The sequence below is a fragment of the Paenibacillus sp. GCM10027629 genome (assembly GCF_042676425.1).
GTDB lineage: Bacteria > Bacillota > Bacilli > Paenibacillales > Paenibacillaceae > Paenibacillus_K > Paenibacillus_K terrigena.
Map to the genome: position 1 here is coordinate 152,073 of NZ_JBHTGZ010000010.1, position 12,218 is coordinate 164,290.

11 protein-coding genes are annotated in these 12,218 nt (G+C 49.2%); 9 read left to right on the forward strand and 2 right to left on the reverse strand.

Features of this window, described 5'->3' with window-relative positions:
* Window positions 1-17 precede the first annotated feature (17 nt).
* From ACFQZR_RS20095 to nudK, 3 genes are all read left to right on the forward strand, one after another.
* A complete protein-coding gene (locus ACFQZR_RS20095) occupies window positions 18-410 on the forward strand; it encodes an iron chaperone (protein WP_379349217.1) in 393 nt (130 codons plus the stop codon).
* A gap of 135 nt (window positions 411-545) precedes the next feature.
* On the forward strand, window positions 546-1,763 hold the full coding sequence (locus tag ACFQZR_RS20100; protein WP_379349219.1) for a MerR family transcriptional regulator: 1,218 nt from the start codon (window positions 546-548) through the stop codon (window positions 1,761-1,763).
* Between the two features lie 2 nt (window positions 1,764-1,765).
* Window positions 1,766-2,716: a GDP-mannose pyrophosphatase NudK gene (nudK, locus tag ACFQZR_RS20105; RefSeq protein WP_379349221.1), complete on the forward strand. Its 951-nt coding sequence runs from the start codon at window positions 1,766-1,768 to the stop codon at window positions 2,714-2,716.
* Between the two features lie 137 nt (window positions 2,717-2,853).
* Here the strand turns inward: nudK and ACFQZR_RS20110 are convergent, their stop codons facing one another.
* Window positions 2,854-3,282, reverse strand: coding sequence for an exosporium protein C (locus ACFQZR_RS20110; RefSeq protein ID WP_379349224.1), 429 nt, complete (start codon window positions 3,280-3,282; stop codon window positions 2,854-2,856).
* Between the two features lie 361 nt (window positions 3,283-3,643).
* On the opposite strand from ACFQZR_RS20110, the gene ACFQZR_RS20115 reads away from it, so the two are divergent.
* The 3 genes from ACFQZR_RS20115 (at window position 3,644) to ACFQZR_RS20125 (ending at window position 7,362) form a co-directional block, all read left to right on the forward strand.
* Window positions 3,644-4,120 (forward strand): GNAT family N-acetyltransferase, encoded by a 477-nt coding sequence (locus ACFQZR_RS20115; protein WP_018758540.1) that lies wholly within the window; start codon window positions 3,644-3,646, stop codon window positions 4,118-4,120.
* A 57-nt stretch (window positions 4,121-4,177) separates the two neighbouring features.
* Complete coding sequence (locus ACFQZR_RS20120) at window positions 4,178-4,465, forward strand: hypothetical protein (protein ID WP_379349227.1); 288 nt, start codon at window positions 4,178-4,180, stop codon at window positions 4,463-4,465.
* 263 nt (window positions 4,466-4,728) lie between these two features.
* Window positions 4,729-7,362, forward strand: a complete 2,634-nt coding sequence (locus ACFQZR_RS20125) for a DUF4855 domain-containing protein (RefSeq protein WP_379349229.1) — start codon at window positions 4,729-4,731, stop codon at window positions 7,360-7,362.
* 46 nt (window positions 7,363-7,408) lie between these two features.
* Here the strand turns inward: ACFQZR_RS20125 and ACFQZR_RS20130 are convergent, their stop codons facing one another.
* Window positions 7,409-8,611, reverse strand: coding sequence for an acyltransferase family protein (locus ACFQZR_RS20130; RefSeq protein ID WP_379349231.1), 1,203 nt, complete (start codon window positions 8,609-8,611; stop codon window positions 7,409-7,411).
* Window positions 8,612-8,757: 146 nt separating this feature from the next.
* Here ACFQZR_RS20130 and ACFQZR_RS20135 point away from each other — a divergent pair, with 146 nt between their 5' ends.
* From ACFQZR_RS20135 to ACFQZR_RS20145, 3 genes are all read left to right on the forward strand, one after another.
* Window positions 8,758-9,684 (forward strand): helix-turn-helix domain-containing protein, encoded by a 927-nt coding sequence (locus tag ACFQZR_RS20135; RefSeq protein WP_379349233.1) that lies wholly within the window; start codon window positions 8,758-8,760, stop codon window positions 9,682-9,684.
* 180 nt (window positions 9,685-9,864) lie between these two features.
* Complete coding sequence (locus tag ACFQZR_RS20140) at window positions 9,865-11,175, forward strand: ABC transporter substrate-binding protein (protein WP_379349235.1); 1,311 nt, start codon at window positions 9,865-9,867, stop codon at window positions 11,173-11,175.
* A gap of 91 nt (window positions 11,176-11,266) precedes the next feature.
* On the forward strand, window positions 11,267-12,217 hold the full coding sequence (locus tag ACFQZR_RS20145; protein WP_379349237.1) for a carbohydrate ABC transporter permease: 951 nt from the start codon (window positions 11,267-11,269) through the stop codon (window positions 12,215-12,217).
* The last annotated feature ends 1 nt before the right edge of the window (window position 12,218 follow it).

Genomic DNA, 12,218 nt, shown 5'->3' on the forward strand with positions numbered 1-12,218 from the left:
GGAGAGGGGACGTTACTATGGACGGGAACAAAACGACGTATGAATCCATCGATCATTATATTTCAACCTTTCCGCTGGACATTCAGGAAATCCTGGAATCGATCCGACAGGTCATCCGAGAAGCTGCACCCGAAGCGGCGGAGAAGATCAGCTATCAGATGCCGACGTTCGCGCAGCAGGGCAATGTGGTTCATTTTGCCGCGTTCAAGCATCATATCGGCTTCTATCCGGCTCCGAGCGGGATCGAGGAATTCGAGCAGGAGCTAGCTCCTTACAAGGCAGGCAAAGGGACGATTCAATTCCCGATCGGCCAGCCGATGCCGATGGAACTGATCGCCAAGATCGTGAAGTTCAGGGTCGCGGAGAACCTCGCGAAGGCTGAACAGAAAGCGGCGAAGAAGAAAAAATAATTGGAGTATAGACGGTGAAATTGTAAATGACTTTACATCACCGTCTTTTTTTCATTGTCGATGAAGTTAAATAAAGCTTGCAGGTGACGCAGCGTCACCGAATACAATAGGAATCACGAGGAGGAGGAGTGCGTGATGCTGGAGGAACACCATTACTTCACAACGGGGCAACTTGCGAAGCGAACGGGGATGACGCTTAGAACGCTTCGCTACTATGACAAGATTGGATTGCTGAAGCCGTCAGAGCACAACCATGCTTCTGTCCGCCTCTACAGTAAGGAAGATGTGGCACGGCTGCACAAGATCCAGATGCTTAAGTACATCGGTTTGTCCCTGGCCGAGATCAGACAATTCATCCAAGACGACACCACCCCCGAACAAGACCTGGGGAGCTCATTGAAGATGCAAAAAGAAATCATCCAATCCCAAATCGCTCATTTGCAGTACGTATCCAAAGCCATTGAAGAAGCACTGGGGAAGGTGGATGAACAGGGACAGCAAGTCGATTGGGAAGGTGTAGCGGACGTGATGCGAACGATTCATAAGGAGAAGGACTGGAGTGAGCAGTACCATAATGCGGTGCGGCTGCAGGCGAGAATGCGATTGTATGATCAGTTTAGTTCGAATAAGACTGGATGGCATCGGTGGTTCTTCGAGCATCTGGGCTCGCTTCCCCATCTCAAGGTACTGGAGCTCGGCTGTGGTGATGCGGCCTTATGGCGAAGGAATACAGACCTCATTCCAGAAACCTGGAGCATTACGCTTACGGATCTATCGGCAGGGATGCTTGAGCAGGCGCGGATGAGCTTGGGTGCTCACAGCGGACGGTTCAAATTTCTGCTTGCCGACGCCCAGGAGATTCCTTTCCACGACAACGAGTTCGATATCGTGATAGCCAATCACATGTTGTATCATGTGCTCGATATGAATCGTGCCGTATCCGAGATGCACCGTGTGCTAAAGACTGGCGGCTGCTTGTATGCTTCTACGATGAGGACAAGTCATTTGCAAGAAATCGAGCAGTTGACCCAAGCTTTCGATCCGCATATTCAGGTGCTTGACCCTGTTATGGAACGATTCCAACTCGATAACGGGAGAGACACGCTGCAGGCCAAGTTCACCGTGATCGAACAGATCCGGTTCGAGGATTACATGCTGATCGACGAGGTGCAGCCGCTCATCCAATACATAACTTCAACACCGATGAATGCAAGGAAGGTTCTTGTCGGTACGAAGCTCGACCATTTCACGACTTATTTGAAGGGTAAGATCGCGGAACAAGGCAGTCTCTACATCACGAAGGATACGGGATTCTTTGTGGCCAGAAAAACGGATGAGGATAAGGGGAGATAGGGATGAAACCGAACATTGAAATCGTGAAAGAAGAGATTTTATCGGACAATTGGTATGTGCTGAAAAAAATGACCTTCAAGTATCAGAAGCGTGACGGCAGCTGGGAAACGCAATCTCGAGAAGCGTATGACCGCGGCAACGGCGCTGTGATTCTGTTGTATAACCGAGAGAAGCAAACCGTAATTCTAACCCGTCAATTTCGGATGCCGACGTATATGAACGGCAATGAGACGGGTCTGCTTATTGAGGCTTGTGCGGGGCTGCTGGATAAGGACTCGCCAGAGGACTGCATTCGCCGTGAAACGGAAGAGGAAACCGGCTATCGGGTATCCAACGTGCACAAGATAGGGGAAGCTTATATGTCCCCTGGATCGGTGACGGAAATACTCTATTTCTTCGTGGCAGAATATACGCCGTATATGCAGACCGGTCAGGGCGGAGGCGTAGAAAAAGAACAGGAAGAGATCGAAGTGCTGGAGCTGCCCTTCGGACAAGCCCTGAACATGGCTGAGAACGGTGAAATACGTGATGCGAAAACGATTATGCTGCTGCAATATGCCCAGCTTCACGGGTTGCTTCATCCTGTGAGCCAACCTCAGCATATACTAATCGCGGGGCCTTATCGTTCCAATACGGGAGACGATTCGGAGCTAATCGAGGCCAATATGCGGCTGATGAATGAAGCGGCCTTGCACGTGTATGAGATGGGGCATCTGCCGGTTCTCGGCGAATGGTACGCCCTGCCGCTCATGGAGACGGCCGGTTCTCGCCGGATCGGAGATGAGATATTCGAGCGTATGTTTCACCCATCGGCCGTTCGGCTGTTATCCCATTGTGATGCAGTTCTTAGAATAGGAGGACCGTCCAAGGGTGCCGATGAGATGGTAAGGACTGCTGAGGCCAAGGGGAAGAGGGTATACCGCGATATCGATGAAATTCCTGTACTGGCTTAGGTAGGTGTCGCGTCAACAATCCTTGGTGGAAGCATCAATAAAAACAGCCCAAAACTGGAATAATACAGTTTTGGGCTGCTTTTATCTGTTATTCATCGATCGTTTCCTGTTAATAGGGGACTTAGGTGCGTAAAATATTAGGTTCTCGTTTGAACGGCTAGCCCACTAAATGAAATCGGACCAACAACATCAGCTCTGGTATTTGCAGTCAGGTTTTCTGCGGTTACTGTGTAGACATGATTACCTGATCTTACATTTCGATCAATCGCCTGAAATGTAACAGCATAGTTTTGTTCTGAACCAGCTGATTCAATACCTTGTATTGTATTGAAGATCTGTACTCCGTCACGGAAGATTTTAAAGAGAATTTGAGCAATACCAGTAACCCCCCGTACACCAACAGTTGCTACTAATTCAACACGATTAGGTTGAGCATTCACAGCGGGTATTCTTAATCGAATGGTTGCTAGGCGAGATCTCGCCGGTGAACGTCTGATAGTAAATGACGTTGCTAAGTTGAATCTACGACGTGGCTGGACGGCAGCTTTATCTAGAATACGTACCAATAAATCATCTCCTCTCATTTGATATTTTCATAGTATGTTGGACAAAGGGAGAGTGATTGGACGACTTGTTAAACAGTTTCAAAATAAGTCAGATACATGAGATATGCAATTGCAAGCGTGAGTGAGCAACCGAACCGGAGCAGCTCGATCGAAGAAAATCGTGACGATTCATTTGCCTTTTAGATAACAATTCGAAAATGGTAAAGGAAAATACGGTTACGATCTGCCGAATCTGTGGTAGAATAACGAAGGACAATAACCCGTACACATTCAATTGGAGAAGTAGGGAACGTATGAGAGCCCTGCTTTTTTTTTCATTTGAAGATGTCAGGTACTGGATATAATAATAAGGAGAACAGGAATGCCAACGATTATTGCAAAGCCATTTGATCATGAAATGCAGAGATGTCTAAGTGAAGTCACATCTGCTTATCATGCAGGGGAATTGAGCACGAAGGAGCTATCTGAATTACCGGAAGAGATCTATATCATTGAAGCGGAAGATACGATGGTTGGGTACGGGGTCGTGTGGGAATACGATAACGGGAAACAGCTTATCCAGAAAGCCGAACAAGATTATTTTAGCGCCGATGAGCGGTATTTGGAGAAGGACTTCTATATTGATATCAAGAGCAAGAAGGACTTTATCTTTATCGAAGCCTTGGATGTGCTCAAAGAATTTGAAAACAAAGGGTACGCGGCTTCCTTCATGAACTGGCTCAAAGCGAAGTATCCAAGCAAAAGAATGTACGTCTATACCCTGGATAAATCACGGAATTTCTGGTTCAAGCAAAATTTCGAGGTTCTGGGAAGCACAGCATGGATGACCTTTAATTAAGGCATTCTGTGAGATCAAATTTAATCGAGGAGTGATCGTCTGAGAAAGCATAAGCCTATGTCGTTTGACGACCTGTTGAAGGAATTACAAGGACAAAAGTCGGTAGAAGAAGAGCAGAAGGAGGCGTCGCTTGAAGCATTATTCAATGACGCTTTCATGAACGAACATACCCGTTGCGAAAGCTTTGGGGAGTTTCTTGCGAAAGGGAACTTTCAAGTAAGTACGCGGGAAGATATCGATAATCTGCCTGAAGAGCTGTTCGATCGGCATGTTGCTAGGGAGACGGACTTCCCGAATTGGACGTCCATGCTGAATGCAGCGACTTCGGCGCATCGCGGCAATTAGGATAAGGTCAGCCAGATATTTCTGGTTGGCTTTTTTCGTTATCATCGTTCATCTAGGTCTAACGTAGGGCACCTTCCGCAGGTGTCTTTTTTCATTCGCTAAAATTCATCATAAAAATACAGCATTCGACGGTAATCCAAAATTTTCACTTAGTTCTGATAGCCGATGGTGAGAATAACGCCTTGTATGGCACAGTAATACCAAGTCACATTTGAAACCGCATTCATATATCTAGTATTTCATCCAAATCGGGAGGGAAATGAATGAAACAAAACAGGAGACAAGGGATTGCCGCAGCAGTTGCACTACTGATGGTACTGTTATGGCTGCCGACAGCCGAGGCCGCCAAAGACCAGCCAGAATTGCGAAATCTCGCAGCAGGCACCGGGTATACGTGGTCGGAGCAGCCGGAGCCGAGCTATGGCGATGCCGGTAATAAATTAACGGACAGGAAGTACGGTACGACTGTCTTCACGGATCCGGCATGGGCAGGACATCTACGTAAGTCAACGCGAAGCGTCGTTTTTGACCTTGGGGAGAAGAAATCGATCGCCCGAATTAGTGCGAACTTCCTCCAAGATTCATCGGTCGGTATCGCATTTCCGAATACGGTGTCCATGTACGCGTCGAATGATGGCATACAGTGGGGCAACCTGGCACATATTCCGAGCCGAGAAGTCAGATGGGCCGATGTTCCAGCGAGCACCCAAGATTATGTCTGGGATGGCAGCAAGGATGGTTTAGCCAAGCATCATCCGAACGCCACGATGGCTTATGCCCAATATGTGAAGGTTACGTTTACCACCGATGTGTTTGTGTTCGTGGATGAGATCGAGATCTGGGGGACGGACGGCAAAATGAACAAAGCCAAGCAGGTATCTGCGGATCGGCTTACGTTTCAAGAACCAGGGAAAGCAACTGGCGGCATGCGCAATCTCGTACTGCTGAATAACGGGAACGGTCCGGGCGGTTCTGGCAGCTGGACGAAGGATACCCTGATGCCGTATATCAGCTATGTGAACAAACAAGGCGAACCGCAGGATTGGTTGTTCGACGGGGTACTGTTCCACAGCGTTCAATCGCCTAGCGGGAAGGATTTCACGAAGGGCACCGCTACCCTTAGCGATTGGATAGGGTATCTGGACAAGATGTTCGCGGATCAAGGGGATCTGCAGCAGTTGAACGAAGCGGTGACCGAAGCGGGTACGAAGCTCGGTGAACGAGGACATAAGGAGAATGTCGTGTTGATGATACCAAATCCGGGCGATACATTAACGGATTTCGGCGATGTGGACGGCGATGGCGTGACGGAAAATTTCAGTTCTTCAGCCATTGGTGCAGAAGCGGCTTATGCCAACAAGCAAAAGGCGGCCACCTGGTGGATTCAGCAGATTAAGCAACGGTGGAAAGAGGAGAAATATTCGAAATTAAAGCTGAACGGCATCTATTGGACCGGCAAAAGCATCAGCACCTCCGATTTACTAGAACCAAACCTGATTCAAGCGACGAGCAAACAAGCGCATAAGAAGGATCTGAACTTCTACTGGATGCCGAGCTTCCAAGGCAACCGGAATTACGATGGAGAGGCGCTTGGCTTCGATGCAGCACTGCTAGATTCGGGTGCATACAACGCTTCATCGGTGACACAGCGCTTGGCAGATGCCTCAGGTCTAGCAAAGCAGTATCAAATGGGGCTTGAGCTGGCGTTCGATGAGCAGATCAACACCGACACCGATCGACGTGAGCGGTATATCGATATACTGAACGGCGGTATCGACTATGGCTATATGCGTAATGCTTTTAAAGCCTATGATCAAGGCAAGGCGACATTACTCAACAGCGCCAAGAGCTCGGACCCGATGGCACGGCAGAATTATGATCTTATGTATCAATTCGTGACAGGGACGTATGCGAAGCCAAGGCCATGCATGAAGAGTCCTGAAGGTCCAGTGGCGCCTAATGCGGCACAATACGTCGTGAAATGCGGCACTGAAATTACGATTGCTCACAAATACAATGATCAGAGCGATATGTGGATCGTATTCGACCGGTTCGGCGCTAACAAGCTGGAGGGCCTCAAGGAATGGAGGCTCGCACAAAATTCGGGAGCGAGCGTCAATCCCGACATGTCGCGACCATCGACGCTTCTCCAGGCGGATGTCTCGGACTGGATCGGGCCATACGTCGTGAGAGCGAATGCGAACGGCAATGGCAATCCGTGGGATTTCACGGGAGGCAATCACAATTATGATGGCGGCAGCAACAGCTCGCATACGGGCACGACGGAATCGTTCCGCGTATGGGCGGACGGCGTGGAAGTAGCAGATGGCAGTGTGACAGCAAGCGTCTACACGAAGATCGAAGTGGTTAATCTGATCCAAGCCTATAATACGAAGGTGGCGGATGGTTCCGGAAGACCTGTACTGCGGGAAACCGTCACGTATGAAATTTCGAATGGTCATGTGCAGGTTCATAACGAGATCGAAGCGCTGGAAGACATCACGTTCGACACGTACTACGGGCTTCAGTCGGTGAATGGTGCATGGAATGATACGGTTCGCTACTTCGCAGGCGAGCAGGAGGTCGCCTCCAGCCCAGCGGGCATGTATAGCGATTCGGGCACCAAAGCCGTGAATCCGAACGTAGACAGTTACTTGCTTAGCTCCGGCGATCAGGGCGGATTCAAGCATATGCTGCGCGTTCGCCTCGATCGGCAGTATGGTCTAGGCGCGTTAGCGAACCTCGCGGACCATATGCCTGTCATCTTTACACAGGAATACGGCAAAACCTATTTCTTGCAGATCAAAGGAACGACACCGGGGCTTAAGCAAGGGGAGAAGTTCGCATGGCGAGGCAGCTATGACTTCTATTCCAAGAATCTCTCCGCGTTACAATAATACGAAGCGCACGGCTCTCATGAGGAGCCGTGCGTTTTTTCATGTCTTACTGACCAAGCCTCTCTTCAACACCTGCACGCAGCCGTTCCTTCCTCCGATTCGTGATTGGCAGCAACATGCGCTTACTCCATCGTGCGAGCACAGCGAGCGTGGACGCATCCACCCATCGATAGAATAGGTGGGCACAAGCGAAGATGACGGGCGTCGTGATCAATATCGTAAGGACTACGCTAATGGAGTAAGGGAGCAGGAGCTGAAGCTGAAGGAATAGAAAGCTGCCGAAGGAGCAGAGTATCGTAAAATGGACGAGGTAGAGCGAAAAGGATATTTTGCCGAGATATGAGAATAGTGTGCGGCTGAAGAGTGCTTTCAACCAGGGGGAATTCAGTAAAGCGATTAAGATCAGGAAGGAGCCGATGACATGGTAGAACGGAAAGTATGCGAACCCCGACCCCGGCTGCCACACGAGTAGGGCATAGATCGTCCCTTCAACACCTAGATACGGGAAGGAGCCCAAGTAAAGACCTGCTATGAGGAGCAAGAAGTTCACCCAAGGACGACGAATCAAATCCAACCAATTCCGACCGCTGTATACCAGATCACTCAGCAGCATGCCGAGCACGAATCCTAGATAATAGGAATCGATGAACACCCATCCGAGAACCAGATAGACGAGAAAGCGCAGCTTGAATCTACCGACGAGCAGCAGAAATGCAAAGATGAGGAAGGAACCGAATAGCTCATAGGTCATGGTCCATAGCACGGGATTATACGTCATGCCATACGTGAAGAAGGTATGATAGAAAGCTTCCTGGATCATGACGAGAAAGCTAGCACTGGCGATAGAGGGATCAGGCATCGAAGATAGGGTCATGCCGCGAATGTCATCATAGTATCCGAATCCGAAGACGATCACGAGATAGGCGAGTACAACGGAGAGCACGGCAGGCACAGCCAATCGAAAATATCTTCGTAAGGCGGAGGAGTAGACGGGAAGCGAATCCTTCGTACGAAAATACCGATAACTGAGCACGAACCCACTTAAAACGAAGAACAGGCAGACCGAGAAGTTGCCGTTGAACAGCAAATTGATCGGTGTTACCGCAGCGTAGCGCTCGAAGGCGAAATGCTCAATCTCAGCTCTTCCTTCAAAGACAGACGGAGCAAATACTTGAAAATAGTGAGAGACAACGACGACACATGCTGCCAATCCTCGTAAACCGTCTAAATAAGCGATTTTGGATGTCATAGCAAGCTCAGCTCCTTTCGTAGAAATGCGATATTCTGCATATACATGGAATAGACCGTACACATTGTGAGTGTTGTATAGGATAATTATGGGAAGAGGAAGAAATGAATGACTTTGAAATTTCGATAAGGGGGTTCATCGCGCATATGAGATCGATAGATATAGAGGAATTGACGCGCTCTGGGGTTATTTATTTCAACTCAAAGCTCGAGATGCTGGAGGATCTGCATTGCAAGATGTACAAATTGTGCAGGCTTTATAACCTGTGGACACATTTCCATGATTACTTTCAGATTTGGTATGTGTCCAAAGGCGAATTTATCCATACCGTGGACAACCGACCCTATACTATCAGGAAAGGGGATCTATTCGTCGTAGCCCCTTTTACTTTACATAGCATCCATGTCGAGAGCGATCGAGAGATGGAGATCATCGGCTGCGAATTTATGCCGGGCTTCGTGAATGAACGGTTTGATGATCAGACGGCGGATCAGGCGTTTTTCGATGCCGGCTATTTGGAGCACTTCTGGCATAACGACTGTACCGCTCAATCGCAAATGACATTAGACGGCGTAACGGAAGGAAGAATTCGAAATCTGATGCTAGAAATGCTGAGCGAGTATGAGAGACGCACGCCTTTTTTTCAAATGGTGCTGAAATCGAATCTATTGGTTATGCTCTCGATCATTATTCGGCAAGTGAATGGAGACGTGGTTCGAGCAGGCTTCGAGAAATCAGAGAAGTACCTAGACATCATGACCCGCGTCGTAGACTATATTCATACGAACGTGCATGAAGATATTAAGCTGGAGCATGTCTGCACCATAGCGAATATGTCGAAGTCAACCTTCTGCAGCTTGTTCAAAGAGTGGACAGGCAAGACGTTCAACCGCTATCTGATTGATCTGCGGATTCTGAATGCCATGACGTTGTTGCAGCGGCCAACCTTATCGGTCACGGATGTGTGTTATGCGACGGGGTTTAATGAGCTGTCTTATTTCTGCAGAATCTTCAAAAAGTACACGGGAATCTCTCCCAATGACTTTCGCAAGCAGGCGATTCGAAAATCGTGAAATCATACGATAATCCTATTTTTGAAGACGATAGTGAAATGAACTAAAACGCTTACATGATAACATGTGGGATATTGATAGCCTGTAGCGGATACAGGTCGTTGCTATCAACCAAATGATGGGGTGAGGTTTCTACGGTTTTGCACGAAATTAGCAAGAATCAAAGGAGGAACGGGCGGCATGCAAAGAAAACCATGGCTGTGGGGTCTAGTTCTTGTTCTTATGATTTCGGTTGCATCAGGCTGTACGGGAAAAGAAACTCAGAATGCTAACAATCAGTCAGACGGTTCCAAGGGTGGTGAATCAACCAAAGGCGCTGTAGAGCTCAGCTTCTGGTATGGCTGGACGGGGCCGGAAGCGGCGGCGCTCGAGAAGATCATTGCGAAGTGGAATGCGGCGAATCCGGACATCAAGGTCAAGGGGCTGTCACAGAGTGACTATCAGAAGCAGCTCACCGCGATTACGGGAGGCAATCCGCCGGACATTGCTTCTAATTTCGGGCAGGATGTTGTCCCTTGGGGCGAACGCGGGGCGATGATGCCACTCGACGATTACATCAAGAAGGACGGTGTCGATCTCAGCGATTATATTACAGCCGCACTCAGCACGTCACAAGGGAATGGCAAGACGTATGCGCTGCCGATTGCGATGCACACCACGATGTTGTTCTACAACAAAGATATCTTGGCAAAAGCAGGATTCGATGGTCCGCCACAGACAATCAGCCAGTTGAAGGAGTATATCACGAAGCTCAGCGTCAAGCAGGACGGAGGGAGGTTGCAGCAGCTGGGATTGTGGCCTGGGGTAGATGCGTTTACCTTCACGAATGCATTCGGGGGTTCTTATTATGATGCTGATGCGAAGCAAGTGACGCCTGACAATGCAGGTGTGAAATCCGCAATCCAGCTGGCCAAAGGCATATGGGACCAATTCGGATCGGAGGAGCTGGATCGTTTCGCATCCGGGCTTGGACAGTATATGTCCGCTCAGAACCCGTTCTTCACGGGCAAATATGCGATGACGATCGACGGGGAATGGCTGCCGACCTTCATCAAGCAGTTCGCTCCGAACTTGAACTACGGCATCGCGCCGATTCCGTATGACGACGCTAACCCGAATCTGATAAATCCGGGGAACGTCACGACGAGCGTATTCTACATTCCGAAGGGCGTGAAGAATCCGGATGCGTCTTGGAAATTCCTGAAGTGGCTGACCGAGCCGGAGCAGATGGGGGAATTCACTGCGGCGCTAGGGAACCTGCCGACGAGAACATCGTTATTGGATAATCCGATTTATGCGAGTGTCCCAGGGTTCAAAGAATTTCTAGCCTATTCGCAAAGCCCGAACCTGCACTCGTTCCCTGCCACTGCGTTCGCGAATGAATATATGACGGAGTTCACGGACCAATATAACGCAATCCTGAGAGGAAAGATCGGTATCGATGAAGGGCTCAAGAAGGTGAAGGATAAGATACAGCCTTTGGTCAAATAGGAGCTTGTAAACCTGGCGGATCTAATTCAGCCGATCCATGTTGGCCGGAGCGCTGGATTAGATCCGAGACCTAAGAAAGGAGTACGAGTCGATGAGTGACTCCGCATCCATGAAGCTGTCTGCGAAGCGAAAGGGTTGGACGAGAAGGGAATGGCGCTACTTCTGGCTGGGACTCCTCTTTGCATCCCCGTGGATTATCGGATTTCTGGTCTTTACGGTGTATCCCTTCTTCAGCTCCTTGTACTTCAGCTTGACGACATACGATTTGTTCAATCCGCCGCAGTGGGTAGGGCTGGATAATTACAGGAAAATTATGACCGACGAAAGGTTCTACAAATCGATTAATAACACCTTGTTTATGGCTTTCATTTCGGTGCCGATCTCGCTCGCTAGCTCCTTAATCATTGCGCTCATGCTGAACTTTAAGGTGAAGGGCATTAATTATTACCGTACGATTTTCTATCTTCCTGCCGTTATTCCCGTCGTGGCAAGTGCGCTGCTCTGGACATGGATGCTGAACCCGGATTTTGGCCTGATCAATATGTTCCTTCGGGCGGTAGGCCTTCCTGATCCGGCATGGCTGATGGATCCGCGATACACCAAGCCATCCCTTGTTCTCATGGGGTTATGGGGTTCCGGAGCGGGAGCGTTGATATTCCTCGCAGCGCTTCAGGGCGTGCCGCAGCAATATTACGAAGCCGCTCAGGTGGATGGTGCGAACGGGTGGCATCGCTTCTGGAGGATTACGATCCCGGCGCTATCGCCAATCATCTTATTTCAGCTCATCATGGGTCTCATCGGGGCATTTCAGATTTTTACGGAGTCTTATATTCTTGCCGGGGGCAAGTCGGTTAGCGGTTCGATCGGCGGACCGGATCAATCGCTGCTGTTCTATGCGGTCAATCTATACCAAGAAGCGTTCATGAACCTGAAGATGGGTTACGCTTCCGCGCTGGCTTGGATTCTATTTATCATCGTGATGGCCATAACCCTCGTGCTCCTGAAAACGTCCAGGCGATGGGTCTACTATGGAGGTGAATAGC

Coding starts and splice junctions, on each gene's coding strand:
- ACFQZR_RS20135 (WP_379349233.1), top strand. CDS start 8,758: ATGAGATCGATAGATATAGAGGAATTGACGCGCTCTGGGGTTATTTAT.
- ACFQZR_RS20140 (WP_379349235.1), top strand. CDS start 9,865: ATGCAAAGAAAACCATGGCTGTGGGGTCTAGTTCTTGTTCTTATGATT.
- ACFQZR_RS20130 (WP_379349231.1), bottom strand. CDS start 8,611: ATGACATCCAAAATCGCTTATTTAGACGGTTTACGAGGATTGGCAGCA.
- ACFQZR_RS20120 (WP_379349227.1), top strand. CDS start 4,178: ATGTCGTTTGACGACCTGTTGAAGGAATTACAAGGACAAAAGTCGGTA.
- ACFQZR_RS20115 (WP_018758540.1), top strand. CDS start 3,644: ATGCCAACGATTATTGCAAAGCCATTTGATCATGAAATGCAGAGATGT.
- ACFQZR_RS20100 (WP_379349219.1), top strand. CDS start 546: ATGCTGGAGGAACACCATTACTTCACAACGGGGCAACTTGCGAAGCGA.
- nudK (WP_379349221.1), top strand. CDS start 1,766: ATGAAACCGAACATTGAAATCGTGAAAGAAGAGATTTTATCGGACAAT.
- ACFQZR_RS20125 (WP_379349229.1), top strand. CDS start 4,729: ATGAAACAAAACAGGAGACAAGGGATTGCCGCAGCAGTTGCACTACTG.
- ACFQZR_RS20095 (WP_379349217.1), top strand. CDS start 18: ATGGACGGGAACAAAACGACGTATGAATCCATCGATCATTATATTTCA.
- ACFQZR_RS20145 (WP_379349237.1), top strand. CDS start 11,267: ATGAGTGACTCCGCATCCATGAAGCTGTCTGCGAAGCGAAAGGGTTGG.